Origin of the sequence: Methylocystis sp. SB2 (genome assembly GCF_049817085.1) — a bacterium.
GTDB classification, from domain to species: domain Bacteria; phylum Pseudomonadota; class Alphaproteobacteria; order Rhizobiales; family Beijerinckiaceae; genus Methylocystis; species Methylocystis rosea.
Genome location: NZ_CP187401.1, coordinates 1 through 26,488, shown reverse-complemented (window position 1 = coordinate 26,488; position 26,488 = coordinate 1). Strand labels below are relative to the sequence as shown.

25 protein-coding genes and 1 tRNA gene are annotated in these 26,488 nt (G+C 62.6%); 9 read left to right on the top strand and 17 right to left on the bottom strand.

Going from position 1 to position 26,488, the window contains the following annotated elements:
- The first annotated feature begins 149 nt into the window (after positions 1–149).
- Positions 150–1,190 carry a tRNA dihydrouridine(20/20a) synthase DusA gene (gene dusA / locus ACPS74_RS00130; protein ID WP_036241689.1) on the top strand — a complete coding sequence of 347 codons (1,041 nt, stop codon included), beginning with the start codon at positions 150–152 and terminating at the stop codon, positions 1,188–1,190.
- 3 nt (positions 1,191–1,193) lie between these two features.
- On the opposite strand, the gene cobS is transcribed toward dusA, so the two are convergent.
- Together cobS and ACPS74_RS00120 are read right to left on the bottom strand one after the other, a co-directional pair.
- Complete coding sequence (gene cobS / locus ACPS74_RS00125; RefSeq protein ID WP_029649720.1) at positions 1,194–1,961, bottom strand: adenosylcobinamide-GDP ribazoletransferase; 768 nt, start codon at positions 1,959–1,961, stop codon at positions 1,194–1,196.
- 59 nt (positions 1,962–2,020) lie between these two features.
- Entirely contained in the window at positions 2,021–3,520 is a 1,500-nt protein-coding gene (locus ACPS74_RS00120; protein WP_029649718.1) for a phosphomannomutase/phosphoglucomutase, read from the bottom strand.
- Between the two features lie 166 nt (positions 3,521–3,686).
- Between ACPS74_RS00120 and ACPS74_RS00115 the strand changes: the two genes are divergently transcribed.
- Positions 3,687–6,404: a DUF2235 domain-containing protein gene (locus ACPS74_RS00115; protein ID WP_029649716.1), complete on the top strand. Its 2,718-nt coding sequence runs from the start codon at positions 3,687–3,689 to the stop codon at positions 6,402–6,404.
- Positions 6,405–6,431: 27 nt separating this feature from the next.
- Here ACPS74_RS00115 and hrpB read toward each other — a convergent pair whose 3' ends face one another.
- The gene (hrpB, locus tag ACPS74_RS00110; protein WP_029649714.1) at positions 6,432–9,008 is read right to left on the bottom strand and encodes an ATP-dependent helicase HrpB; all 2,577 of its coding nucleotides are present in this window, start codon (positions 9,006–9,008) and stop codon (positions 6,432–6,434) included.
- A 149-nt stretch (positions 9,009–9,157) separates the two neighbouring features.
- On the bottom strand, positions 9,158–10,147 hold the full coding sequence (locus tag ACPS74_RS00105; protein ID WP_029649711.1) for a Tim44 domain-containing protein: 990 nt from the start codon (positions 10,145–10,147) through the stop codon (positions 9,158–9,160).
- Positions 10,148–10,288: 141 nt separating this feature from the next.
- Between ACPS74_RS00105 and ACPS74_RS00100 the strand changes: the two genes are divergently transcribed.
- The 6 genes from ACPS74_RS00100 to ACPS74_RS00075 all read left to right on the top strand — a co-directional run bounded on the left by ACPS74_RS00100 (position 10,289) and on the right by ACPS74_RS00075 (position 13,808).
- Positions 10,289–10,585: a type II toxin-antitoxin system Phd/YefM family antitoxin gene (locus tag ACPS74_RS00100; protein ID WP_029649709.1), complete on the top strand. Its 297-nt coding sequence runs from the start codon at positions 10,289–10,291 to the stop codon at positions 10,583–10,585.
- A complete protein-coding gene (locus ACPS74_RS00095; RefSeq protein WP_029649708.1) occupies positions 10,582–11,004 on the top strand; it encodes a type II toxin-antitoxin system VapC family toxin in 423 nt (140 codons plus the stop codon). The genes ACPS74_RS00100 and ACPS74_RS00095 overlap by 4 nt, the downstream gene beginning before the upstream one ends.
- An 86-nt stretch (positions 11,005–11,090) precedes the next feature.
- Positions 11,091–11,894 carry a thymidylate synthase gene (locus ACPS74_RS00090; RefSeq protein WP_029649707.1) on the top strand — a complete coding sequence of 268 codons (804 nt, stop codon included), beginning with the start codon at positions 11,091–11,093 and terminating at the stop codon, positions 11,892–11,894.
- A gap of 6 nt (positions 11,895–11,900) precedes the next feature.
- Positions 11,901–12,416 (top strand): dihydrofolate reductase, encoded by a 516-nt coding sequence (locus tag ACPS74_RS00085; protein ID WP_029649705.1) that lies wholly within the window; start codon positions 11,901–11,903, stop codon positions 12,414–12,416.
- A gap of 74 nt (positions 12,417–12,490) precedes the next feature.
- A tRNA-Pro gene (locus ACPS74_RS00080) sits at positions 12,491–12,567 on the top strand.
- Positions 12,568–12,932: 365 nt separating this feature from the next.
- Positions 12,933–13,808 (top strand): lipase family protein, encoded by an 876-nt coding sequence (locus ACPS74_RS00075; RefSeq protein WP_083481339.1) that lies wholly within the window; start codon positions 12,933–12,935, stop codon positions 13,806–13,808.
- Between the two features lie 131 nt (positions 13,809–13,939).
- Here ACPS74_RS00075 and ACPS74_RS00070 read toward each other — a convergent pair whose 3' ends face one another.
- The 9 genes from ACPS74_RS00070 to ACPS74_RS00030 all read right to left on the bottom strand — a co-directional run bounded on the left by ACPS74_RS00070 (position 13,940) and on the right by ACPS74_RS00030 (position 21,990).
- Complete coding sequence (locus ACPS74_RS00070; protein WP_029649702.1) at positions 13,940–14,689, bottom strand: outer membrane protein; 750 nt, start codon at positions 14,687–14,689, stop codon at positions 13,940–13,942.
- A gap of 323 nt (positions 14,690–15,012) precedes the next feature.
- A complete protein-coding gene (locus ACPS74_RS00065) occupies positions 15,013–15,681 on the bottom strand; it encodes a M15 family metallopeptidase (protein WP_029649700.1) in 669 nt (222 codons plus the stop codon).
- 76 nt (positions 15,682–15,757) lie between these two features.
- Positions 15,758–16,072, bottom strand: a complete 315-nt coding sequence (locus ACPS74_RS00060; RefSeq protein WP_157055228.1) for a hypothetical protein — start codon at positions 16,070–16,072, stop codon at positions 15,758–15,760.
- A gap of 959 nt (positions 16,073–17,031) precedes the next feature.
- The gene (locus ACPS74_RS00055; RefSeq protein ID WP_029649697.1) at positions 17,032–17,514 is read right to left on the bottom strand and encodes a hydrogenase maturation protease; all 483 of its coding nucleotides are present in this window, start codon (positions 17,512–17,514) and stop codon (positions 17,032–17,034) included.
- Positions 17,495–18,787: a Ni/Fe hydrogenase subunit alpha gene (locus ACPS74_RS00050; protein WP_029649696.1), complete on the bottom strand. Its 1,293-nt coding sequence runs from the start codon at positions 18,785–18,787 to the stop codon at positions 17,495–17,497. Before ACPS74_RS00050 ends, ACPS74_RS00055 begins: the two co-directional genes overlap by 20 nt.
- Entirely contained in the window at positions 18,777–19,553 is a 777-nt protein-coding gene (locus ACPS74_RS00045) for an oxidoreductase (protein ID WP_029649694.1), read from the bottom strand. Before ACPS74_RS00045 ends, ACPS74_RS00050 begins: the two co-directional genes overlap by 11 nt.
- A gap of 1 nt (position 19,554) precedes the next feature.
- The gene (locus ACPS74_RS00040; protein ID WP_157055227.1) at positions 19,555–20,406 is read right to left on the bottom strand and encodes an FAD/NAD(P)-binding protein; all 852 of its coding nucleotides are present in this window, start codon (positions 20,404–20,406) and stop codon (positions 19,555–19,557) included.
- Positions 20,387–20,851 carry a cyclic nucleotide-binding domain-containing protein gene (locus ACPS74_RS00035; RefSeq protein ID WP_029649691.1) on the bottom strand — a complete coding sequence of 155 codons (465 nt, stop codon included), beginning with the start codon at positions 20,849–20,851 and terminating at the stop codon, positions 20,387–20,389. The genes ACPS74_RS00040 and ACPS74_RS00035 overlap by 20 nt, the downstream gene beginning before the upstream one ends.
- Positions 20,848–21,990 carry a 4Fe-4S dicluster domain-containing protein gene (locus ACPS74_RS00030; protein ID WP_029649689.1) on the bottom strand — a complete coding sequence of 381 codons (1,143 nt, stop codon included), beginning with the start codon at positions 21,988–21,990 and terminating at the stop codon, positions 20,848–20,850. The genes ACPS74_RS00035 and ACPS74_RS00030 overlap by 4 nt, the downstream gene beginning before the upstream one ends.
- 317 nt (positions 21,991–22,307) lie before the next feature.
- Here ACPS74_RS00030 and ACPS74_RS00025 point away from each other — a divergent pair, with 317 nt between their 5' ends.
- Entirely contained in the window at positions 22,308–22,961 is a 654-nt protein-coding gene (locus ACPS74_RS00025; RefSeq protein ID WP_029649687.1) for a hypothetical protein, read from the top strand.
- A gap of 137 nt (positions 22,962–23,098) precedes the next feature.
- On the opposite strand, the gene ACPS74_RS00020 is transcribed toward ACPS74_RS00025, so the two are convergent.
- The 4 genes from ACPS74_RS00020 to ftsH form a co-directional block, all read right to left on the bottom strand.
- Entirely contained in the window at positions 23,099–23,596 is a 498-nt protein-coding gene (locus ACPS74_RS00020) for a DUF1269 domain-containing protein (RefSeq protein ID WP_029649685.1), read from the bottom strand.
- Positions 23,597–23,777: 181 nt separating this feature from the next.
- Entirely contained in the window at positions 23,778–23,903 is a 126-nt protein-coding gene (locus ACPS74_RS00015; RefSeq protein WP_255722949.1) for a hypothetical protein, read from the bottom strand.
- 61 nt (positions 23,904–23,964) lie between these two features.
- On the bottom strand, positions 23,965–24,735 hold the full coding sequence (gene amoC / locus ACPS74_RS00010; RefSeq protein WP_026222791.1) for a bacterial ammonia monooxygenase, subunit AmoC: 771 nt from the start codon (positions 24,733–24,735) through the stop codon (positions 23,965–23,967).
- A 210-nt stretch (positions 24,736–24,945) separates the two neighbouring features.
- Complete coding sequence (gene ftsH, locus ACPS74_RS00005; RefSeq protein WP_425622386.1) at positions 24,946–26,454, bottom strand: ATP-dependent zinc metalloprotease FtsH; 1,509 nt, start codon at positions 26,452–26,454, stop codon at positions 24,946–24,948.
- Positions 26,455–26,488: the final 34 nt, after the last annotated feature.

Below are 26,488 nucleotides of genomic sequence, written 5' to 3'. Positions count from 1 at the left end.
ACGAGACGTCGATTCGCCGTTCTGCCGTCGAGAGACTTCCGGCGCGAAACGCGCGGTCGCACTGAGTCGAAACCGAACGAAAAGTGTCGTATCGAGACGCTGAATGGAGCGTGCATGACGCGACCTGTGCCGTTGAGACTAATTCTACAATGCTGACACATCAGCATATTAGATTCGCCGTGGCGCCGATGATGGATTGGACGGATCGGCACTGCCGATACTTCCATCGCCTGTTATCGCGCCGCGCGCGCCTTTATACGGAAATGCTCACGACGGGCGCGGTGATCCACGGTGACCGCGCGCGGCTGATGGCGTTCGATCCGTTTGAGCAGCCCGTCGCCATGCAGCTCGGCGGCGCCGCACCCGCTGCGCTGGCGAAGTCGGCGGCGCTTGTCGAGAATTTCGGCTACGCCGAAGTCAATCTCAACGTCGGCTGCCCGTCGGATCGCGTGCAAGATGGCGCGTTCGGCGCCTGTCTCATGCGCGAGCCTGCGCGCGTCGGAGACTGTATCAAAGCGATGAAGGACGCCGTCGCCATTCCCGTAACCGTGAAATGCCGCATCGGCGTCGACGATCAGGAGCCGGAACAGGCTCTCTTCACACTCGCCGAGGCCTGCGTCGAGAGCGGCGCCGACGCGCTGTTCGTGCATGCGCGAAAGGCTTGGCTGAAGGGGCTGTCACCCAAGGAAAACAGGGACGTTCCGCCGCTGGACTATCCGCTGGTGCACCGTCTCAAGCGCGCCTTGCCGGACTTTCCGATCGCCATCAATGGCGGGCTGACGCGGATCGCCGAGATGCAAGAACAGCTGCAGTTCGTCGATGGCGTGATGATCGGGCGCGCCGCCTATCATGATCCCGCGCTGCTGCTTGAGGTCGACCCACAATTGTTTGGACAGTCGGCGCCGGTCGCCAACCTATTCGACGCCGTGGACGCGTTCCTTCCCTACGTCGAGCGCGAACTCGCGAAGGGCGAGCGGCTCTCAGCGATGACGCGTCATCTGCTCGGCCTCTTCGCCGGAATGCCGGGCGCACGGTCGTTCCGTCGGCGGCTGGCGCTCGAAGCCGTCAAACCTGGCGCCGGAGTCGAAACGCTGCTTGGGGCCGTGAATGAAGTTCGCGCGGCCATTGCGCGCTTCGCCGAAGCGGAAGCAGGGAAACCCGTCAACGCCGAACCTGCCGAGATCGCCTGACGATCAAACCGCCGATAGCGCCGCAAGAATGGCGAACTCCGCGAGTTGCTGCGCGGCGCCGAGCACATCGCCCGTGTAGCCGCCAATCTGCTTTTTTGAGAGGTTGGCAATAAGCGCAGCGATGACGAAGGCGGCGAAGATCGCGACTGCGATCTCGATTAAGCCGGCGCCGGCGAGCCACGGCGCGAGACCAAAGCCGGCGGCGACGAGCCAGGCGCGTGTCCAAATCTCGCGCGAGGGCGCCGAGACGCTCGCGCCCAGCCCATCGGCGCGCGCCCTCGAAAGCCGCATCATCGGCGCCAGTCCGGCTACGCGCGACAAGGCGCCCGCAAAGATGAGGGCGCCGGCCGCGAGTGCGACGCTTCGCTCAAGGAGTGACGCGAGCGCCGCGACGCGCAGCAGGATCGAGAAACACAACGCCAGGACGCCATAGGTCCCAACGCGGCTGTCGCGCATAATGGCGAGCTTCGACTCGCGCGTCGCGCCGCCGCCGAACCCGTCCGCGACATCCGCGAGTCCGTCCTCGTGCAGCGCGCCTGTGGCCAGCACGAGGACCGCGACAGCGACGAGCGCGCATACGAGCGCAGGAAGATGGCAGGCGCGCGCCACGAACAGACCCGCCGCGCCTGTGGCGCCGATTACGGCGCCGGCGATCGGCAGCGCAGGCGCCATGCGCGCGAAATCAAGCAGCGCATGCGCGCCCTCGCCGATCGGAAGGCGCGTATAGAACCGCAAAAAGCTTAGGACATCGGCGAGGAGCGCGCGCTGCATCGGTTCTATTTTCGGCGCCGCGTTGGATTTGTCGAGAACCCCAACGCCTCCGCGCGGCTCTAAATCGTCTGGTTGTAGGCGCCGACCTCTGGATTTTCGCGCAGCACGCCGTCGATCGCCGTAAACATTTCCTTCATGCGCGCTTGCGACACCGGGCTCTCGACCACGACGACGAGTTCCGGCTTGTTCGACGACGCGCGCACGAGGCCCCAGGTGCCGTCGGCGACCGTAACGCGCACGCCGTTGATGGTGACGACGTCGCGGATGGGCTGGCCGATGATCTGCTCGCCCTGCGCGCGCATCGCCTCGATGCGCGCCGTCACCTTGTCGATGACGCCGTATTTCTTTTCGTCGTCGCAATGCGGCGACATCGTCGGCGAGCCCCAGGTCTTCGGTAGCTCGGCGTAGAGCTCGGCCATCGACTTCGTCGGATTGCGATCGAGCATTTCGAGGACGTGCACCGCGGTGAGCAGCCCGTCGTCATAGCCGCGTCCGATCGGCTCGTTGAAAAAGAAGTGCCCCGACTTTTCGAATCCGGCGAGCGCCTTGCGCTCGCTGACGCGGCGCTTGATGTAGGAATGCCCGGTCTTCCAATATTCCGTGACGACGCCGCGCGCGACGAGCTCGGGATCGGTCGCGAAAAGCCCGGTCGACTTCACGTCGACCACGAATGACGCATTCGGATGGACCTTGGAGAGATCGCGCGCGAGCATGACGCCGATCTTGTCGGCGAAGATTTCGTCGCCATTATTGTCGACAACGCCGCAGCGATCCCCGTCGCCGTCAAAGCCGAGACCGACGCAAGCGCCGGTCTCGCGCACCTTGTCGGCGATGGCGTGCAGCATGTCCATATCTTCGGGATTGGGATTGTAGCGCGGGAACGTGTAGTCCGGCGAGACGTCAAGTGGGATCACGTCGCAGCCAAGGCGCTCCAGCATCTGCGGCGCGAAGGCGCCGGCGGTGCCATTGCCGCAGGCGGCGACGACCTTCATCTTGCGGGTGAAGGGCGGCCGGCGGGTGAGGTCGTCGATGTAGCGCGCGCCAAAATTTTCGATGTAGCGATAGGAGCCGCCTTCCGCCTCGTGAAATTCGCCGGCGAGAACGATCTCCTTCAGGCGTCCCATCTCCTCCGGCCCAAAGGTCACGGGCCGCCGCGCGCCCATCTTCACGCCCGTCCAGCCGTTGTCGTTATGCGAGGCCGTCACCATCGCCACCGCGGCGACATCGAGATCGAACTGCGCGAAATAGGCCATCGGCGACAGTGCGAGACCGATATCGCGCACGCGCACGCCGGCGGCCATCAGCCCGCTCACCAGCGCCAGTTTGATCGATGAAGAATAGCTGCGGTAATCATGGCCGACGACGATTTCGGGCGCGACGCCCAATTCGCGCAGCAGCGCGCCAAGGCCCATGCCGAGCGCCTGCACGCCCATCAAATTGAGGTCGGCGCCAAACAGCCAGCGCGCGTCATATTCGCGAAAGCCGGTCGACTTGATGAGCGGCGCCTCTTCATATTCGAATGTATTCGGGCGCAGATTCGGGACGGGCTTGGGAAACATCAACGATCCTTCACTGGTCGAGCGTCGACTTGGCCGCCTTGGCATAAGCGAAAATCGGCGCCGCGCCAAATTCGGCGTGGGAGATGATGCAATTTAAGCTTGCAGAGCCCTACGAGCGCTCGTAGATTTTCGTGCCGTATTTGCATTATTTTTTCGAGGTTTCGCTATGGCCAAGAAAATTGTTCTGCTCGCCGATGGCACCGGAAACGGGCGACTGGTACAAGTCTCAAATATCTGTCGGCTTTCGCAAGCGCTCTGCCTCTCAGACAAAGATCAGGTGGTTTATTACATTCCCGGCGTCGGCACCGAGGGTTTCAAGCCGCTCGCGATGCTCGACGGCGCGACAGGCTTTGGCGTGCCGTCGAACGTGCGCAAGCTATACCGTTTCCTGTCTTGGAATTGGGAGCCTGGCGCAGCCATCTATATGTTCGGCTTTAGCCGTGGCGCCTTCACCATTCGGATGCTGATCGACCTCATTCGCGCGCAGGGTCTGTTGCCGACCGAATTCAACGGGCGGCGCGTGTCGCACCAGGAGATGCTTCGCAATTCCGAAGACGCTTGGCGCGCCTTCTGCGGGCAAGACGAGGAACGTAAAAAGAATATCTGGGTTTTTTTGGGCCTGCCCAAGCTGCGAGACGCCATCTTGGGCGTCTGGAAAAAGCTTCGAGGGCAGCCAAGCTATGCTGACGTGCAAAAGGCCGCCTCGGACCGCGACCCCGAGAAACTGTCCATCGACTTTGTCGGCCTATTCGACACAGTGGAAGCCTATGGGGTGCCTATCGAAGAAATGCGCGAGGTCGTTCATCGCTTTGTGTTCCCCATCAAGTTTGGCGGCGATCATACGATCTGGAAGAAGGTCCACCGGATACGACAGGCTCTCTCGCTCGACGATGAGCGCCTCACTTTCCATCCGATCCGCGTGTCCTTAAAGCCCGATGAGCCGGACTTACGCATACAGGAAGTTTGGTTCGCGGGCGTGCATTCCGACGTCGGCGGCGGCTATCCTGACGACATGACGGCGCATTGCCCGCTGGTCTGGATGGTTCGGGAACTTCAGACAGCCGCGACCGACAGAGCGCTCACTTTTCACGAAACGGCGTTGGCCGAATTCAGAAGAACGGCCACGCCATTCGGGCCGCTGCATGACTCTCGAGCAGGCGTGGCGGTGTTGTATCGCTACGATCCACGGCAAGTGACCCTGACGGATCCAGCCGGTAATCCCTACTACCGACCGACCGTCCACCACACGGTTGTTGAACGCTTAGTAGACGGAGGCGGCGATTACGCGCCGCTGGCGCTTGGCGGGACGAGCGCGCATCAAGCCCAAACCGGGCCTAAGGGCGCCGACGTCTTCATGCCCGACGGCTCCATCGCGCGCGCGGAGACTGGACCGGATTACGCCCTCGTTCGACAAGCGGACCCGGCGTTTGAACCCGCAAACATACGCAGCGATGGCCGCGAACTCGACTTTGCCCGGGGAGCGATGAAGAGCCTGGACGCGCCCAACCGGGAACAGATGGAGATCGCCCGCGACTACGTATGGCTGAACCGAATTGCATATTTTTTCTTCGTGGCCCTGTTCCTCACGGCGCTCGCTCTTCCGTTGCTCGATTCAACGATCGACGACTCCAACGAAGGCATATGGAACCAGATCTCAGTAGTTGCGCTCCCGTTCCAATGGCTTCTCCGCGTGCTCGGCCCAGTTGGCGACGCTCTGTCGCGGTTCATGTCCGGCACTGAAAATGTCCTTCGCGGCGTGGGCGACACGATCCTATCCTTCACGCCGTCCTATCTCTACGTTCATGTGAAAGCTGCGCTGAATCATCCGTTTTTCAGCATAGCGCTGGTGCTCGCCTATTTCGTTCTTCGCAATAGGAGCGACGCCTATGAGGACGCCACGCGCTACCACGCCCGCGTGGCTTGGAACATTCAGAACGACAAAGTCAAAAGCGGCATTCAATCCAAACCGAGCGCAACGTCACAACTCGTGCGCACGATACGAAGCTCGCCTGCAGCGAGATCTGTCCTTGGGGTCGGCCGCGCGATGTTGCCTGCCGCTTACGCGATTATCTTTGTGTTCACGCCCCTGCTTCTCGCCGCCAATCGAATTGGCTTCAATTACCTCGAGGGATCTGGTCGCGTCTGCGTGGATTCAAGCGCTTCCGAGTGGGTGGCGAGCGCATCTGCACGATTTGCCACGAATGATCCCTGCTGGGCGAGCCGCTGGACGGTTGAACGCGGCGGCGTCTATCGCCTGACGATCAGCATCGACCCCAAGAGCGATGATCCCTGGCTGGATCAGCTGATGCTCACCGATCCCTACGGCTTCGATGCGAAAGGTTGGGTTCAGACCGCCGGCGTCGCCTTACGTCGTTGGCCTTCAGCCGCTTGGTTCCATCCTATCGCCCGCATCGGAGCGCGAGGGGATTCTGAGTGGCCGCTGGTCCCGATCGACGGCGGCGGGGCTCTCTCCCCACGCGGTCGGCGATGCTCGATGCTCCCGCTAGATTACAGCGAAACCGCCGAACATAAGTCTTTTTGCGCGGATCACCCCCGTGCGAAATCCTGTGTCGACGGCGGCCTGTCGCTGAGCATCGATTCGTTGCCCGCCGACGAATTGGACGCCGCCAAGGCGGCCTGGGTTCGAGACAGCTACTCTTACGACGGCAAGAGCTGCAATTCGGCTTTCCCTCGCAAAACCTTCGTGTCGGAATTCGTTGCGAGCGATACGGGAGAGCTATTCCTTTTCGTCAACGACGCTGCGCATGTGTCCTTAAACGGTCGCAAGCAAATCTTTTACGACAACAACACCGGCACAGCGAAAGTAACGATTGAGCGATTGCCGCGCGACGCCGCGCGCGCCACGACTGCAAGCGCGCCATAGGTTCCGCGCTTCGCTCGGCCGCAGGGCTCACGAGCCACGCGGCTTGGCGCGCGTCGTCGGCTGCGCGGCCGCCGGATCGTCCGGCCAGAGATGGCGCGGATAGCGCCCTCTCATCTCCTTCTTCACCTCGCTCCAGGAGCCTTTCCAAAAGCTCGGCAGATCGCGAGTCGTCTGAATCGGCCGATGCGCCGGCGACAGCAGTTCGAGCGTCAAGGGCGCACGTCCGCGCGCAAGCGTCGGGTGACTCGAAAGGCCGTAAAGCTCTTGCACGCGCACCGAGAGGATTGGTCCGTTCTCGGTGGAATAATCGAGCGCGTGACGCGCGCCGGCGGGCGTCTCGAAATGAGAGGGCGCTTCCACATCGAGCCTGCGCGACAACTCATAGGGGAGAAGCTGAACGAGCGCGGCCTCGAGCTCGTCGGCCGCAATATCCGCGAGCGACGTGCGCCCCGCAATGAACGGCGCAAGCCACTCTTCGGCGCTTGCCGCCAGAGCGGCTTCGGACAGGTCCGGCCACTCGTCTCCTTCCGCGCGGCGCAGAAAGGCGACCCGGTCGCGCCGTTGCATCTGCGACTTCGTCCATGGCAGCCGCGCGACGCCAACCGCGGCCGCGCCGCGCGCAAGGATCCGCGCATTTTGGTCAGACGCCTCGACCGCCAGATTGCGCTCGGAGAGTCGTATCGCGCCGAGGCGCCGGAAGGCGCGCCGCCGCAGGCTCGCGTTCGCCGCGTCGAAAACGGTTTCATCGCGAGTCTCGATGCGCTCGCCGGCGATCGCCTCGACCTCCTCGGCGGTGAGCGCGCAAGCGGCAAGGATGCGCGCCTGCGCCGCCCGGCCAGTGAGTTCGGCGACGGCGAGAAATGGCGCGCGTGACAAAGGATCTTCTATCGGCAACACCGCCGCGCGGCCGTTCGCCATCAGGAACTCGCCACGCGCGCCGCGCGATTTGGCGATGCGGTCGGGATAGGCGAGCGCGATCAGCGCGCCGTCGGATAACAGCCCCCTCCCTGTCCCTCCCCCGCTTCGCGGGAGAGGGGACGCGAACGATCGGCGATTCGCGGCAGGAAGCGCCGGGTCTGCTCCTTCTACCGTGCAAGCGGGGGATTGGAGTGAGGGCGATCGAGCAGCCGCCGCCATCGCCTGCCGCGCCCATTGTGCAGCGAGGCGCAGGGCGTCGCGCGCGCGTTTGGAGTTTTCGCCGTGCAGGCGCTCGACCCGATGCGAAAGGTCGGCGTCGGCGCCGCCGATCACGCGCTCCGAGAGCAGCATGGCGAGTTCGGCAGCGCGCTTCGCCTCGCCGTGATCCGCCGCCTCGACCACCATTCGCGCCAATCTGGGCGCAAGCGGCAGCGCCCGCATGGCGCGGCCCATGTCCGTGAGCCGCCCGTCGTCGAGCGCGCCGAGTTCGCGGTCGAGCGCGACGGCCTCCTTCCAAGCGGGCGCCGGCGGGAGATCGAGCCATTTGAGCTGAGCCGGATCGCTGACGCCCCAGGCCGCGAGATCAAGCGCAAGCCCGGACAGATCGGCGTCGAGAATTTCGGGCGCGGCGAAGGCCGGGAGCGCCGCCGTCTGCGGCTCGTCCCACAGGCGATAGCAGACGCCCGGCTCCGTGCGACCGGCGCGGCCGCGGCGCTGATCGACGCTGGCGCGCGAAGCGCGCACGGTCTCGAGCCGCGACAATCCGAGATCCGGCTCGAAGCGCTGCACACGCGCCAGCCCGCTGTCGATGACGATGCGGACGCCTTCTATCGTGAGCGAGGTTTCCGCGATCGACGTGGCCAGCACGATCTTGCGACGGCCAGGCCGCGCCGGCGCGATGGCCCGGTCCTGCTCGCCGCGATCGAGCGCGCCATAGAGCGGGGCGACGTCGACGTCGTCCGGCAGCCGCGACTCGGCGAGGCGTGAGGCGACGCGCATGATCTCGCCCTGCCCCGGCAGAAACGCGAGGATCGAACCTCGCTCCTCGCGCAGCGCCAGAAGGATCGCGCGCGTCATCGCCTCGTCGATGCGCGCATTGGCGTCACGGCCGAGATAACGCGTCTCGACGCCAAATGCGCGCCCCTGGCTCTCGATCGTCTTGGCGCCCATCAGCGCGGCGACGCGCGCGCCGTCGAGCGTCGCCGACATGGCGATGAGCCGAAGATCCTCACGCAGCCCAGCCTGGGCGTCGAGCGCCAGCGCGAGGCCGAGATCCGCGTCGAGCGAGCGTTCGTGATATTCGTCGAACAGCACGCCGGCCACGCCCTCGAGCCCCGCATCGTCGAGGATCATCCGCGCAAACACCCCTTCGGTGACGACCTCGATGCGCGTTCGCGCCGAGATTTTCGATTCGAGGCGCATCCGCAAGCCGATCGTTTCGCCGACGGCCTCGCCAAGCGTCGCCGCCATGCGGCTCGCCGCCGCGCGGGCGGCGAGACGTCGCGGCTCCAGCAAAATGAGCTTGCCGCCCTTCGCCCAGTCGGCGTCGAGCAGCGCAAGCGGCGCGCGCGTGGTTTTGCCGGCGCCAGGCGGGGCGACGACGACCAGGTTGCACGACGCCTCAAGCGCCGCGCGGATCGCCGGCAGCACATCGTCGATCGGCAGCGCAGAAAGATCATGCAGCATCGGAGGCGCGCGCTTCAAAAGGTCCAAATTCTACGGCCCGACGCATTGCGGACGTCGGTCAAAGGGTCAAGACGCTGGTCGCGTCGGACCGGCAATAAAAAAGCCCCTCCCTTGCGGGAGGGGCAAAAGATTGCAGCCCAATGCTGAACTTACGCGGCCTGCTGAATCGCCGAGAGCTTCCACTCCTGCGGTCCGGCGCCCGCCGGTCGGCGGAAGGTCCAGGCCTCGGACGTCTCCGTCGGCCCGGGCGAACCGGGCGCTGGCTTGCCGGTGGCGCGATCCTCGATCACGTCATTGAGCGCAAAGCGCATGGCGACGGTGGCGTATTCTTCGACGCCTTCACGCCACGCCTCCGACAAGTCGCCTTGCAGCAGCTTTACGTCAGAGACGCGGTTGATGACGCCCTTGCGGCGGTTCTCCTCCAATTCGTCGTCGAAATAGGAGGCCATTTCCGGCGTCGACATGCCGCGCAGCGCGCCAAGATCCTCGCGGCTATAGGCGGCCTGCGATTCGCCGAGCAGGCGTTCGAAGGCGTTGAAGTCCTCGGGCGCAATCTTGATCGGCTTCGCCATCGCCGCCTCCGGAGAAGCGCCGGAGCCGAAGCCCGCCGCCCCAAATGGCGCGCGCGCCGTGAAGGGCGAGGTGAAGCCCGGGCTCGGACGGTGACCCGCCCCCGCCATGGCGTTCGCATTGCGACGCGTCCACCAATTGAAAGCCATGCGGGCCAGGAAGACGACCAGCGCGATCTGCAACAGTAGGCCGATGACCGACATGAAGCCGCCCATGCCGCCGAAGAGGCCATGGCCCGTCAACAGGCCGAAGAGGCCGGCGCCCAGCAGGCCGCCGGCGAGGCCGCCCAGAAGGCCGCGACCCAAGGAGCCGCCAAAGAGGCCGCCAGGCTGCGACATCGGCCCTGCCATGCCAGGCGTTGGACGCGGCGTGCCGCTGCGCTCGAAGGGCGAGGCCTGGCCCGGCATGGTGCGGGTCGACGGCGGGGCCGACCAGCTGCGCGAGCCGCGGCTGCCAAAGCTGCCGCCGCCGCCCATGCGCGCTTCAGCGATGGCGGGCGCAAGCGCCAGCAGCGTCGCAAGCGCAAGAGAAATCAGCGATCCACGCTTAAGGGCGAAGAAACGCGACATGTTTGTATCCTCGAAATTGCGGGGAAACAGACTCCCCTAACCGCGCTTATATAGGAACGCCGGGGTCAGCGCGCAAAGGCTTGGCCGCAAGATCGTAGCCCGCATCTTGCGCACCCATACCATCACGCTAAACTAGTCACCATGACTAGATTTTCGAAATCAACGCAAAAGGAGCCGACTTCACCGGGTCGGTGGGTCCTTCAAGACGCCAAGGCGCGCTTCAGCGAACTGGTGCGGCGCGTCCGCAGCGAAGGGCCTCAGCATGTGACTGTGCACGGACGCGACGCCGTGGTCGTAGTGTCGGCGGAGGAATTTCGTCGGCTCGAGGGAGAGCGTACGGGGGACGCGTTGATCGCCGCGATGCAGACGTCGCCCGCGCGCGACATCGACATTGAGCCCAAACGGGAAGCGATGCCCGTGCGCGAGATCGAATTGTGAGCGGATGGCTGCTCGACACCAATGTGCTTTCGGAACTGCGTCGTCCGAGGCCCAATGCAAAGGTCGTCGCATTCGTAGCTGCGCAGCCGCTCGATCGGCTCTATGTCAGCGTGGTCACTTTTGCGGAAATCCGCTTTGGAATTGAGCTTGTCGCCGACCCTTCGAGACGGGCCGAATTGCACGACTGGCTCACGCTCAAAGTGCGGCCGCTGTTTACACAAAGGACGCTGCCGGTTAGCGAGGATGTCATGTTGAAGTGGCGCCTGCTCGTCGAAGAAGGGCGCAAGACGCGATATACTTTCTCCCAGCCTGATCTCATCATCGCCGCCACAGCTCTTCTCCACGGCTTGACGGTCGTGACGCGAGATACTGGCGATTTCGAGAAAGCGCGCGCGCCGGTTGTCAATCCGTGGGAATGAACGCCGCAGCCCTTTGCTTCGTATGGCGCGCACGGAGTATGGAGTGAGCGTCGTAACCTTCGGCTAAAAAAGATTGAATCGGCGACATGCGTCAATATCTCGACCTTCTGGATAAGGTCCTGCACGAAGGCGTGCGCAAGGACGATCGCACCGGCGTCGGAACGCTATCGCTGTTCGGCCATCAGATGCGTTTCGACCTTTCGCAAGGCTTCCCGCTGGTCACGACCAAGCGCGTGCATCTGAAATCGGTGATTCACGAATTGCTGTGGTTCCTGCAGGGCGACACCAACGTCAAATATCTGCGCGACAATGGCGTCACCATCTGGGACGAATGGGCGAATGAAGACGGCGACCTTGGTCCGATCTACGGCATGCAATGGCGGCGCTGGCCCGACGGCGACAGGGATATCGACCAGCTCGCCCATGTCGTCGAGGAGATCAAGCGCAATCCCTTCTCGCGCCGGCTGATCGTCTCGGCATGGAATCCAGCCCAGGTCGACGACATGGCGCTGCCGCCCTGCCATTGCCTCTTCCAGTTTCATGTCACGGAAATTGACGGCGTGAAGCGCCTCTCCTGCCAGCTCTACCAGCGTTCGGCCGACGTCTTCCTCGGCGTGCCTTTCAACATCGCGAGCTATGCGCTGCTGACGCATATGGTCGCGCAGGTCACGGGCTGTGTTCCGGGCGATTTTGTGCACAGTTTCGGCGACGTGCATCTCTATTTGAATCATGTCGAGCAGGCGCGGCTTCAGCTCTCACGCGAGCCAAAACCCCTGCCCCGCCTGAAACTCAATCCGTCAGTGCGCTCGCTCTTCGACTTCAGATACGAAGATTTGAGCGTCGAGAATTACGACCCCTGGCCGGCGATCGCCGCGCCGATCGCGGTGTAGGCCGCGATGGAGCCCAAAATCGTCGCCGTCGTGGCGCGCGGACGCAGTGGCGTGATTGGCGTCGCCAACGGCCTTCCCTGGCGGCTCTCGAGCGACCTCAAGCGCTACAAGGCGCGTACCTGGGGAAAGCCGATGATCATGGGTCGGCGCACCTTCGAATCGATCGGACGGCCGCTGCCGGGGCGCGAAAGCGTCGTGCTGACGCGCGATCCTCATTTCAAGGCCGAAGGCGCGCATGTCGCGGCGAGTCTTCAGGAGGCTTTGGCGACGGCGCGTCGGCTGGCCGCGCTGCTTGGCGTCGACGAGATCATCATCGCGGGCGGCGAGGAGATCTATCGCGCCTTTCTCGATCTCACCGACGTCATCGAACTGACGGAGGTCGCGCTCGAAATCGAGGGCGACGCGCATTTTCCGGCGCTCGACCCCAAAGACTGGCGCGAGGTCGCGCGCGAAGCGCCGCCGCGCGGCGCCAAGGACGAAGCGGACTTCGCTTTTGTCACGCTTGAGCGGGTCCGTCCCTAGAGCGCCGGAAACCAGTTGCGGCGCAATCCTGCTATGGCTATAAACCGGCCCGAAGCGGCTTCGGCCATTTCTGTCGGAGTGTAGCGCAGCCTGGTAGCGCACCTCGTTCGGGACGAGGGGGTCGGAGGTTCGAATCCTCTCACTCCGACCAATGTTCTCAAAAAAGCTAAGATGCGTTGACGCTCCGGCGACCACTGGAAGGCGCGGTATTCAGCGCGCATCCCAGCAAAAGCTCCGGGCGGAGCGTCTGAACGCGACCTGATTCTTTCAGCCTCGACGAAGCGCGCCAAGAATGCGAGGCTTGCATAGGGCTATAATGGCGTGCGCCCCCATAGCTCGCTCGGCAATAAAGCGCCGAGAGCGTCAGCGGATGAACCGGTATTTCCCGGTAAAGCCCGACCAACTGGGAGAAGTTCAGGCCCTCCCTTACGCGATCATTGAACGCCACTGGCGCCGGCCTGCAGCAGCTTGTCATCACGAATATTATCGTCGTCATCTATTCTTCTGGAGGGTATTATGACCCCTACGACATGCAAAACATCTCAACCGCTATCCTTTGGAGATTCTTCTCAGCAAACCTTCAAGGTATGCACGTTCCTTGTGAACGTGCTCAGTCATATGTATGAACAATGGCTAAATGCCGGCTCGCCGCGAGACTTTGATTGGCAGCCGGCTAACGCCTGCCCGATCACCAAAGATTTCAAAGTGGAAGACTACGCTTTTGGTCAGCTGATTTGGAGCACGTTCACTTTAGAGTTTAAAAAGACAGTCACTGAACCTTTCGGATGCCTGGTTAAATCCAAGACCGACGGCAGTCTTTATCTCGTTTTCCGGGGCAGCAAAAGCCTTGAGGACTTCGAAGTCGATATTGAATTCAAACCGGTAGCGTATAGCGCGCCGACGCCCAATCCTCCTCCCGGCATTCTCGTCGCAAGAGGTTGGTACGCAGTTTACACCGGACTTGTGGAGGCGCTGGACGCCCAGCTCAAAACAATCGGCCCTAAACCTCTTACCATCACCGGCCACAGTCTCGGCTCGGCGCTTGCCACGCTTGCTGTGCCATTGGCGGCTTCTCACAATATTGCGGCCCGACACTATAATTCGGCAAGTCCAATGGTTGGGCTAAAACCCTTCCACGATTACTACGAAAACTTAAAGGTTCAAACATTCCGTCTTGTGAACACCGCCGACACCGTACCGAATCTTCCGCCAAAGCGTAGCGGCGACTATCAACACGTCGGCATTGAGGTCCCCTTCAACGCGGACTATGGCGCTGAGAAGAAAACACACAACCCGTGTTGCAGCTACGCCTATGCAATCTACAATCCGGGTGCGCCCTGCAATAAAGACTTTGACGCCTGCGCCCCGACGCTCAGTCAAGCCCACGACTAAACCGACGATCGCCGGATGACCGGCGGCGTCTGACTGGGTCACGGCCCGCGTATTGAATCTATGCGGTGAGAAAGAGAAAGCCCAGCCGCGAGGGCTGGGCTTTCCTGGATCCGTCGTGCTTGAATGATCGATCAGTATTTCGCCAACACCGGCGCCGAAGAGCCGAAATTGAAGTGGTAATTCACGCCAAAGCGAATCGTGTGGAAGCGCGTGCGGTTGTTGACGTTGTTCAAGTTGAGGCCGAAATTGAAGCCGTTGTTGTTGTTGCCGCTGAGCTGCGTATAGAGATACTCGGCCTTGACCGACCAGTTCGGGAGCGCAACGAACATATACTCGGCGCCGCCGCCGGCGGTCCAGCCCGTCTGCACCGTGCTGTTCTGGTTCCACCAGCCGTTGCGTTTCACCTCGCCATAAGCGAAGCCGCCTGTGCCATAGACCAGCAATTGCGGGCTCAGCAGGTTGACGCCGACGCGGCCACGCACGGTGCCGAACCAGTTCAGGGTCGCGGTGGTGACGGGAGGGACGCCAAAGAGCCAGGCGTAGCTGTTGCCGCCCGCGCCAGAGCCGATGCTGGTGCCCTGGAAATCGGTCTCGATGCCGACCACGAACATCGGCGTGATCTGGTAATTGTAGCCAATCTGACCGCCGCCGACGACGCCCGCCCGGCTACCGCCGTGATTGTTGACGCCCCAGCCCCAGGCGTTGGATGAATTTTGGGCGTAAAAGCCGACGCCGAAGTTGAGACCGGCGTAGAAGCCCGTCCAGGTCATGATCGGCGGCGGGGGCGGCGGCGGCGGCGCCTTGTAGGACGGAAGGTCGGCGGCCATGGCCGACCCTGCCGTCAGCGCGAGGGCCAAAGCGGCAAAAGTTGCCTTCTTCATTATACCTTCTCCTAAAGCTTAAAACGGCTTGGGCCGAATTCCCGCACCAAAGGCGGCTTCCGTAAAGAAAGCGACCAGCCCTGCACAGTCAAAGCAATTTAGAAGCTATTCGGCCCTCCCAGCACGCTTTTCACCCGACTGTGGCAGTGGCGCCACAACGCTGAAAGCGGGTTCTCATCGAAAAAATCTCTCAACCTTTTCGTAGCCTTAGGGCCGCAGAGAAATTCGCCTAGTTTCGAGAGTGGGCCAGATCGGCGTTTATCAAACTTGCCGTGGCCGGCTGACGCGCTGAGCGTCGCTCGCCCCGCCCACGCCTGACGCCCTCAGTGTCCGTCATTGGAAAAGTGCTGATAGTCGACGCTTCGCTTCCAATGTCCGCCCCAGCGCCAGCCTTGTCGCGCGAAGGCCCTGGTCACGACGTCGCCGTCGACGATGATCCCGACGATGTCTCTCCTGCGCTTGGAGGGCTCGTCATAGGCGCGCCCGGCTTCAGGCTCGGTCAGCTGTCCTTCCCGGTAGGGATTTTGAACGGGATTGATGTCCACAGCCATTCCATAGGCGTGTCGCGACATCGCGCCACGATCGGTCGTTCGGCAATTGAAGGCGCTCGTATTATTCGCCGCCATCGATCGCGCGTCATCCCCTCCGAATTCATCGATCAGCGACATTCGATAGATTCGAAATTTCCCGCTGTCGTAGATTTCCTCAAAGGCGGCTGCGACCGCTTTTGCGACGCTTCTTGCGACAATCAAAGAGCCAGTCTGCGCGTTGCCGTCGAAATCGAGGTAAGGGACTCTCAAGAGAACGAGCTGGTCCCGTCCGGGACATGGAAGGTCGGCGCGCCACGACCTTCCCTGCATGTAAGCCCATACGGCGTCGGGTATGGGTTCAGCCGTGACCTTCGCGACGCGCGCATTTGCTTCTGCGCCAGCGAGAAGCAAAAACAGAAGCGCAACCGCTCCGACTCGTGAGCAGCGCATCGTCAAATTCATTTGCGCGCCAATCCGCATCTTCGTTCGGCCAGTGCTTCATCTGCCCAATTCTCGGAGCACTCTCAACGGCCTTTGATCATCGAGACGATAACACGGTTGAATTGGCATATTCCGATGCGCGCCAACGTAAGAAAGGCAACGCCTCGATCGTCAGCGCCGCAATGCACACGAATTCGCCGACCCCATCGGCGATCACCATGTCGCCGATCGTGAGTATCGCGAGTCCCTTGCATATTTCCGAGACGGCAAAAATTCCGTTTGCCCTGGCCATGCAAACGAACTTGCCGAGCGGACGGTCAGTTCGAGCAGTAATTGCATTCGCCGAAAGGAGGGCGATCTCTTTTTCTCCGGGCGACAGCCCGACAGAAGATGGCGCCCGTGGAAAGCCCATGCCTGCCCTTCCTGTATGGAGGTGCTGTTCCTCTACCTTGAATTGCGAACGCCAATATGGCCGACATGCGGCCCCACCTAGGCAGAAGGCGCGATGAAATGACTGCGCGCTCTGTCTCCGCCGCTCAGCGGTAGTCGCCGCGCATTTCCGCGGCCAACTGCGGCGATCTTTGACTTGGGCGAAGCGAACTCATGAGCGTCAATAGAAACGCCCCGACTGCACAGCGGGGCGTTTCTTGCGTCTCATCGAACTGGCGTGTTGCTCAGCACACCCACACCCAGTTGCCGACGGAATCGCTCCACTGCCAGCACACGCCGGGGTTAAGAGGCCGCCAGGGCGTGCTATAATCCCTCTTCTGATAGCGCCAGAGCCCGCCATAGGACTGGACGTTGCCATCGTAAGGGTAAGATCGCTGCGCTTGAGCCATCGGAGCGAAAGTAAAAGACGCCCCGATTATCAATAGCACGAGCTTGCGCATTTTTTCCTCCAGATTGGTTGGCTGTTAGCCAGTTCAACTGGGTCAGGCGCAAGGTCATTCAACCCGCCGGCGAACGCTTACATAGTCAAGCGTATCCGACGCAGCCTATTGTTTAATCCTAGGCTTGCACGGCCGAGGCAGTCGCAACGCTTAATGTTTTGCAAAACGCTCTATGGCGTTGATAAACGCCTCCGGCGAAGCGGCAATGCGTCGAGCGATATGCTTGGGCGCTCGGATGAGCATTTGAACGGTTGAGAAGTTGACGATGACTTTCGACGCGGAAACGAGACGCTGCATTCGGCTCTCCATACTTGGTCTGCGCGGCGCTGCTGTGCGGGGAGGCGTTCGGCGGCGCTAAGCGAGCAAATCCTGATATTGCGAGCGCACACTTAAGCATGCCAGCGTTTCGGCTGGGTTGCCGCAATGTTGCCGGTTGTTTCGGGCTTGGGGCAAATTTGTGCGGCGCATCACCCCGCTTCGGTTATTTGCCCAGAATGTCCGCGCGCAGTCTGTCCGCGACAAGGTCGACCGCCGCCGCCACCGCCGGCGACATCGACGCGCCGATATCGAAGGTTCCGCCTTCGATCGCATAGACGACGCAGCGCGAGGGCAGCGCGCCCAGCGCGCGGGCGAGTTCCAGAGCTTCGGCGAGGCCGAAGCCATGCGTCGATGCGCCGAAAGCCGCTCGCGGAAGCGAGCCTGCGCCGACGTCAAAGCGGCGGATCTCGCCGGGCGTCGCCCCGGAAACGCAGGCGTCGACAATGTAGGCGGCGTCCGCGCCCTCGAGCCGCGCCAAGACGCGCGTCGCCTCGCCCTCCTCCTCGATAATTTCGACGTCGACCCGCAACGCTCTCAGCGCATGCGCGACCGCGCGGCCAGCCGCATCGTCGCCGCGCTGGGGATTTCCGATACAGAGCACAATGATGCGCGGTCCTTCGCGCGCACTATCCGCCCCGGTCGACATCGAGCCGCAAGAAATGCGTCGCGCAGGAAATGCAGGGGTCGTGATTGCGAATGGTCTGCTCGCAGCGGTGACGCAAAGCGTCGTCCGGCAGATCGAGCCACGCCGTCGCGAAAATCTTCAAATCCTCTTCGATGCTCGGCTGGTTCTGCGACGTCGGGGGGACGATGCGGGCGTCGGCGATCTTTCCATCGGCATGAAGCTGATAGCGGTGATACAGCATGCCGCGCGGCGCCTCGGTCGCCGCAAAGCCAACCCCCGCACGCGGTTCGAGATCGACGGCCGGGCGGTCAGGCTCTTGATATTGGTCGATGATCCGTAGCGCCTCGTCGCAGGCGTAAAGAACTTCCACGGCGCGAACGATAATGCTGCGGAAGGGATTGGCGCAGACCGATCCAAGTCCCGCTTCGCGCGCGGCTTCGCGCGCGATCGGCGAGAGAGACGCGGCGTTCAGCGCATAGCGCGCCAGAGGCCCCGTGAGATAAGCGCCGCGCGCCTTGAGATGCGCGTGCAGCGCGGTCGAATGTTCGACGTGGCTCTCTTCGAAATGTTCGTCATATTCCGCGGCGGCGATGTCGAGCCCGCGGCTTGAGACGATGCGGCCCTGGTTCAAGGGATATTCGCCGTCGCCGCGCAAAGCGACGAATTCATAGTCGCGCTCGACGTCAGGAAAATCAAAACCGGCCGTCCAGCGCACGGTCGCGAGCGCTCCGTCCCGCGCGCGCTTTAACTCTTCGGCGAGCGGCTGAAGTTCGCGCCGGCGCGGCGCACGATAAAAGCCGCCGACGCGGACATTGATCGGATGAATCTCGCGGCCGCCGAGAAGCGCGATGATCGCATTGCCGGCCTTTTTGAGATCGAGGCCCCGACGCACGATATCGGCGTGGTCGCGCGCCATCTCGATTGCGCCCGCATAGCCGAGGAAATCCGGCGCGTGCAGCATGTAGACGTGCAGCGTGTGGCTCTCGATCCACTCGCCGCAATAAAGAAGCCGTCGCAGGTCGCGCAACGGTCCATTGACAACGACGCCGAGCGCGTTCTCCATCGCGTGAATCGCGCTCATCTGATAGGCGACCGGACAGATGCCGCAGATGCGCGAGGTGATATCGTGCGCCTCGCTATACATGCGGTCGCGCAGGAAGGCTTCGAAGAAGCGCGGCGGTTCGAAAATATTGAGCTCCGCCGACTGCACGACGCCGTCGCGCGCGACGACCTTGAGCGCGCCCTCGCCTTCCACCCGGGCGAGCTGATCGACCTTGATCGTCTTAACGATCATGACGTTCGCTCTCCTCGCGGAAGGCGTCGGCGTTGGCGTTGAAGGTTCTGTAGACGCGCTTCAGCGCATCCTCGTCCATGCCGAGCTTGCTCAACCATACCGACAGCGACGGCGCGTTGGGCGTCTCCATCGGCCCATAGCAGCCATAGCAACCGCGATTGTAGGAGGGACAGAGCGCGCCGCAGCCCGCATGCGTGACGGGTCCCAGACAGGGCGTGCCGTGACCGACCATGACGCAGAGATTGCCGGCGATCTTGCATTCGACGCAGACGCTGTGCGGCGGCGTTTGCGGCTTGCGTCCGGCGAGGAAGGCAGAAATCACCTCGACGAGCTGCCGCGTGCTGATCGGACAGCCGCGCAGTTCGAAGTCAACCTTCACGTGATCGGAGATCGCGGTCGACGTCGCAAGCGTCTGGATATAATCCGGCCGCGCATAGACGATCGCGGCATATTCGCGCACGTCGGCGAAGTTGCGCAGCGCCTGAATGCCGCCTGCGGTGGCGCAGGCGCCAATCGTAATTAAGAATCGCGACTGTTTACGGACCTCCTGGATGCGCGCCGCGTCATGCGCGGTCGTCACCGAACCTTCGACGAGGGAAAGATCGTATGGACCTTCGACCGACGCGCTCGTCGCCTCGAGGAAGTGCGCGATCTCGACCTCGCCGGCGATCTCCAGCAATTCGTCCTCGCAATCGAGGAGGCTGAGCTGGCAGCCGTCGCATGAGGCGAATTTCCAGACAGCGAGTCTTGGTCGAATGCGCGCCACGTCACAGCTCCCGATAAGCGAGAAGATCGCGCACGCGATCATAGCGGTGGACCGGCCCGTCCTTGCAGATGAACAGCGGACCGAATTGACAGTGGCCGCAATGGCCGATGGCGCATTTCATGTTGCGCTCCATCGAGACAAAAATTCGCGAATCCGCAATGCCCGCGTCTTCAAGCGCGAGCGCGGTCGCGCGGATCATCACTTCCGGTCCGCAGATCATGGCGATGGCGTCCGCCGGATCGTAGCGAAGCTTGGACAGCAAAGGCGTCACATAGCCGACGTCCCCGGTCCAATCTGGTCCGGCGCGCTCCACCGCGACGCGCAGCTGGAAGTCAGGCGTCTTCCGCCATTCTTCGAGTTCGTTGACAAAGATGAGGTCGTCCGGCGTGCGCGCGCCATAGAGCACGCCCACCCGGCCGTAAGCGGCGCGATGGCGCAGCAGCCAGTAGATCGCCGGCCGAAGCGGCGCGAGGCCGATGCCGCCGCCAATCAGCAGGACGTCGAACCCCTTTGCTTCCTCGACCGGCCAGCCGACGCCGAAAGGACCGCGCAAGCCCACTTGGTCGCCAGCCTTCAATCTGCCGAGCGCCGCGCTCACCGGCCCGACGGCGCGGATCGTATGGGTCAATCGCTCCGGTTCCTGCGAGTCGCCGCTGATGCTGATCGGTATTTCGCCGACGCCGAATGCGTAGAGCATGTTGAACTGCCCCGGCGTGTACGGCGTCGCGCGCTCAGGCGCGAGATCGAAGGTGAACACCTCCGCCGACTCGCGAATGAAGCGCGTCACCCGCGTCATGCTCGGCGCCATGGGATAGGGCGGCGGCGTGCAGGCTTTAAGCGTTTGCGGCATCATACATCCCGAGCGCCTGCATGCGCGCCGACTGCAAGCGTTTGACGAGCGGCGGAATGAAGCGCTTCATCATTTCATAGCCGACGCGGGGATCCGCCTCGCATTTGCCGCGCAGACACTTTCCATCAAAGGAAATGGCGCGCGTCAGTTCGACGGCGCGCGCGTCGAAGGACGAACGATAGGGCGGAATGAGCCAGTCGGCGCCGAGAATTTCGCCGCTCTTGACCGTTAGAAAGGTGAAAGCTCCGCGCCCGGGCACGAAAGTTTCGAGCGCCACGGCGCCATGTCGCAGGAGATAGAAGGAATCCGCCGCGGCGCCTTCGCGATGCAGATAATCGCCCGGCTGCAGGACGACATTTTTGGCGCATCCGGCGATAAGCGCCAATGTTTCTTCGTCGAGCCCCTCCGCGAAGGGATGATGTCGGAGCAGATCGGCAATGTCCTTCATGGCCAGTCCCCGGAGGACGTGTCACAGCCGCGGATGGCGCGCACCTCTTCGGTAATGTCGATGCCCACCGGACACCAGGTGATGCAGCGCCCGCACCCCACGCAGCCCGACGAGCTGAACTGATCGATCCAAGTCGCAAGCTTGTGGGTCATCCATTGGCGATAGCGCGATTTCGCGCTGGCGCGCACGCTGCCGCCATGAATATAGGAAAAATCCATCGTGAAGCAGGAATCCCAGCGACGCCAGCGTTCCGCGCGTTCTCCGGAAAGATCGGAGACGTCTTCCACAGACGTGCAGAAACAGGTCGGACAGACCAAGGTGCAGTTGGTGCAACTCAGACAGCGGGTCGCCACCTCGTCCCAGCGCGGATGCTCGAGATTGCTCATCAGCAGTTCGTTGAGGTCGTCCGAACGCATTTCGCGGCCCATCGAGGATGCGGTGTGTTCGATGACAGCTTCACCGGCTTCGACCTCGCGACTTGATGCGAGCCGATGCGGAACCTGCGCCAGGAGCGCACGCCCCTCGTCGCTGCCGGTCTCGACAAGAAAGCTATGCTCGGTCCCATCGAGAAGCTCGGTCAGTGCGATGTCGAAGCCCTGCTGGACGCGCGGACCCGCCTGCATCGAAACGCAGAAGCACGTGCCTCCCGCCTGGCCGCAATTGACGGCAACGATCAGCGCGCGCTCGCGCAGCGCTTTGTAGTGCGGATCGACATAGAGATCGCCGACGAGAACCCTGTCTTGGATTTCAATCGCGCGAATTTCACAGGCCCGCACGCCGACGAAGGCGAGACGATCAGATGGCGAGGGTTCGGGCGTGACGCTTGCGGTCTCGCCGTCGCGTTCGGCCGTCCAAAGCCGCAGCTTCGGCGCGTGTAGAAATTTTTTCCACGACTGCGGCCCGACGGAATATCCAAAGAGCGCATCGTCATCGCGTCTGGCCAATCTGTAGCGGCCGCCGTCCTGCTCGTCCATCCACCCGCGGGGCAGATCGTCGACAGATTCGATATCGTCGTAAACAATCGCCTGATTTTGCACGGTGGGGCCGATGGGGCGATAACCGCCGGCCCGGATCGCCCGCAGCAGATCTTGCAGGCCCTCGACCGTGATGATCGCCGCCGCGTCGTCAGCTTTGGCCATGAGCGCTCCTAACCCAGCTTCCCTGCCCGCCGATATCAAAACGAACGACGTCGGATGTTTCGTCAAGTCTAGCCTTTGCCGGCGCCCTTGTGACGCGAGGATGACATTAGGCCGACGTCCAGCATCATGCGCTATCGTCTTCTCCGCGATAGAGCCCGAGTTTACCAGCAGCCGGACATGCCGGCCCAATTCCCATCTCGCCGGTTGCTCGGTTCCCGTGCACGAACTATCTTGAGCTTCTAATTCGGCCAACAGGCGCGAGGGACTAGCGGGGATCGTCGCCGCTGCGTTTGCGCCCGAACCAATAGGGATTGCTCATGTCCAATAGCTCCGGCCCGGCCGAACCCCAAGAGCCCCACGTTACGCCGGAGCATGAGAGCTGGGCGACGACGATCGAGCATGGCATCGAAGAGATCCGGACCCAGTCGGCCGGCGTTCTTTTCCTCGACGTCATCAAAATCGACCTGCCCTATATCGTGATGCTGTCGACGGCCGTGCTCGGCATCGGCATCGTGACCTTCACGGGACAGGCGGTCGCCTACTACTGGGAGTTCCTGACGCCAGTCTATTGCGCGATCTGCATTTATATCGGCTGGCGGCACACGGAAACGACGCATGAGCGCACGCGGCTGGTCTGGACCCAAATATTGCACTGGGCGGCGTTTCTCTTCGGCATGTGGCTGATCTATTCGCCGCCGCTGCGCCAGCTGATCGACGTCAACGCCGCCGGCCTCAATCTGATGGTGTTGCTTGCCGTTGCGACCTTCGTGGCGGGCGTTCACGCGGCGGCATGGCAGATCTGCGTCGTGGGCGTTATTCTGGGACTGTTCGTGCCCGCGGTGGCGATCATTCAGCGTTCGTCGCTGTTCATTATCGTTTCCCTGCTCGGCATCGCCTTTGTCGCCGCCAGCATCTACATCACGCTGCACTCCCATCGCCGAAAAGCGCGCGAAGCGGAGGAGACCCTCTAAGCAGGAAGTTGACAGACTTTTTCGATGAGAAACTGCTCCAACATTTTGATTTAGAGCGCTTCCCGATCACATGAGTCCATGTGATCGGAAGCGCTCTAAGAGGCGCGCGCCGAAGAGCTACTCGGCGCGCGCTCCGATCAGGCCGAAGTCGGTTGCGCCGCCAGCGCGGCGCGGATGGCGTCGTCTTTGGACTTATCGAATGACGTCCGCAGCACCACGCCGCCGACTCCTTTCAGTCCTTCGAGAACCTTGTCGGTCGTCATCTTGCGCACGAGCAGGAACAGCGCGGCGCCGCCGGGCGGAACCGCGGCCGCCACGTCCTTCATGAATTTGTCGTCAATGCCAAAGTCAGTCAGCGCGCCCGAGACGGCGCCGGCGCCGGCGCCGATCGCGGCGCCTGCGAACGGCATCATAAAGATCAATCCGATCAGAGCGCCCCAAAAAGCGCCGGAAACTCCACCAAGGGCCGTTGTGTTGAAAAGCTGATTGAGCTTTATCGCGCCATCGGCATTCTTTACGGCGACGACCGCGTCGCCGAGTTCGATCAGATATTCCTTCTGCATGGTGAAAAGCTTCTGCCGAACTTCTTCGGCCTTTTCTTCCGACGGAAATGCAATCACGAGAAGATCATTCATTGGCCTCTCCTGTTCGGCGCGGGGGTCTCGCGCGCCGCCATTGACGATCTAGTTCAGTGAAAGAAGCAAGACAATGCGCCGAGGAGCGGCTGAGGCTGAATGAAGAATCTAACGACGGTCGGCGGACGCCGCCGTCATCGCGTTCACAGCGACGCTGGCGGGCCAGCCTTCCATCAAGACACTAATCCTGGCGACGTCGCGAAGGCGCGAATTCGCAGCGGGCGCGCTGCGGGAGCCGACGCGGCGCGGCATACAGGAAGCAGAGCGGCGAGAGCGCCGCGGCCAGCAACAGCATGACGATCACCATAGGAGTTTCTCCCTTTTTGTTTTGACGCCGCCCGCCACAAGGCGGGCGGCGAAGTCTCGGATTACTCGGTCAGGAGGGCGACGCCTTCCTTGCCGATCAGGCGCTGAATGTTCATCAGCAGCTGAAGCACGACGCCGAACACGCCGAGCGCCATCCAGCCGAAGAACACGAAGCCCCAATGCAGCGGCGCAACGAACAGTTCTTCCATGAACCAGAACGTGTGGCCCCACTCATTCAGGCCGACGTTCGGGATGATCATGAACGGGCCAATCGCCACGATCAGATAGGCCACCGAATAGCCCTTGGAGAAATACGGAAGACGCGTCTTCGCATAGAAGAAGCCGCCCACCGCGATCACCGAGTAAATCGGGTAGCTCATGTAGAACTCGATGATGTGCGACGGCGTGAAGTCCGTGTCGCGAATCACCGTCATGTGCCAGGTGCCGTCCTGCTCCGTGAAGAACGACGCGCCCCAGTAAATGGCCGCGGCGTAAACAACGAGCCATTGCACTTCGACAACCAGGCGGCGCATCTCTTCGCGCGGCGCCAGGTTCGAGAAGTCGCGCGTGCGCGTCTTCCAAAGAAAGCCCGCAAGGCCAATGCCGGAGATCAGCTCAAGCGGAATCTCGGTCCAAAGGATCGACATCCAATATGTCTGAAACTCCGGAGCGAACGAATCAAGGCCGGCGCGCCAGCCAAAAACCTGCTCGTAAATCCGGACGACCAGATAGAACCCGTTCAGAACGGCCAAGCCGATCCACATGCCCTTCAGGTCTACTACAGCTTCCGTGCCAGCAGCAGCGCGGGCTGCTGTGTCAGTCGTTGAGCTCATTATGACTCCTCCATAAAATTTGTCTCGAAGAGACGCTCTTCGAGGCTGACGCATTTTGCTCGTTATGGCGCATTGAAACAGTGACTTTGTCGCCAAATACGGCGCAGAACCCGCCACGCGGAGGAGCTCGAAAACGCGCTTCCGGTCCTCTCGCGTTGCAAAAAAAAAGCCCGGCGCAGACGCCGGGCCTTTCTTTTCAATCGCCACAGTTTAGACCGGCTGCGGCTCCATGCCGCCGACGTCCGGCTCTGGCTTTTGCCCCGTCGTCGGCACCGCCGAGCCGCGCGGCGGCGGCGTGGGCGTCGTCTCTTCGCGCACCGGCCGCTTGCCGGCGAGCAGGCCCTTCATCTCGTCCCCGGACAGCGTCTCGAATTCGAGAAGCGCGTTGGCGAGCGTGTCGAGTTGGCTGCGCTTTTCCGACAGGATGCGCATCGCCTCGTCATAGGCCTCCTGCACCAATCGGCGCACCTCGGCGTCGATTGTCTGCTGCGTCGCCTCGGAAATCGTCTGCTGACGCCCGAGGGAATATCCGAGGAACTGCTCTTGCTCGGGATTCGCGTAGGCGACGGTGCCGAGCTTGTCCGAGAAGCCGAGCTGCGTGACCATCGCACGCGCCACACGGGTGCATTGCTGGATGTCCGAGGCCGCTCCCGACGTCACCTTGTCGTGGCCAAAGATCATTTCCTCGGCGACGCGGCCGCCCATGGCGATGGCGAGCATCGCGGTCAGCTGCTCGTAAGTTTGCGAGATCTGATCGCGCTCGGGAAGGCCCTGCACCATGCCGAGCGCTCTGCCGCGCGGAATGATCGTCGCCTTGTGGATCGGCATCGCGCCAGGAACCGAGAGCTGCACCAGCGCATGGCCGCCTTCGTGATAGGCGGTGAGTTTCTTCTCCTCATCCGTCATCACCAGCGTGCGCCGCTCGGCGCCCATCATGATCTTGTCGCGGGCGTCCTCGAACTCCTGTTTCGTGACGATCCGCTTCGAGCGCCGCGCCGCGAGCAGCGCCGCCTCATTGACAAGATTCATCAGATCGGCGCCCGAGAACCCCGGCGTGCCGCGCGCGACGATCTTCAAATCCACGTCCGGCGCCAAAGGCACCTTGCGGGCGTGAACCTTTAGGATCTTCTCGCGGCCGATGAAATCCGGGTTCGGCACCTGGATCTGCCGGTCGAAACGGCCCGGACGCATCAGCGCCGGATCGAGCACGTCCGGACGGTTGGTCGCGGCGATCAGGATGATGCCCTCATTCGCCTCGAAGCCGTCCATCTCGACGAGCAGCTGATTCAGCGTCTGCTCGCGCTCGTCGTTGCCGCCGCCAAGGCCGGCGCCGCGATGGCGGCCGACCGCGTCGATCTCGTCGACGAAGATGATGCAGGGCGCGTTCTTCTTCGCCTGTTCGAACATGTCGCGCACGCGCGAAGCGCCGACGCCGACGAACATTTCGACGAAGTCGGAGCCCGAGATCGAGAAGAACGGCACGCCCGCCTCGCCGGCGATGGCGCGCGCCAGCAGCGTTTTGCCGGTGCCGGGCGGGCCGACGAGCAAGACGCCGCGCGGAATGCGCCCGCCGAGCCGCTGGAACTTCTGCGGATCACGCAGGAATTCGACGATCTCCTGCAGATCCTCCTTGGCTTCGTCGACGCCGGCGACGTCCTCGAAGGTGACGCGCCCCTGTGTCTCCGTCAGCAGTTTCGCTTTCGATTTGCCAAAGCCCATCGCGCGGCCGCCTGCCCCGCCCTGCATCTGCCGC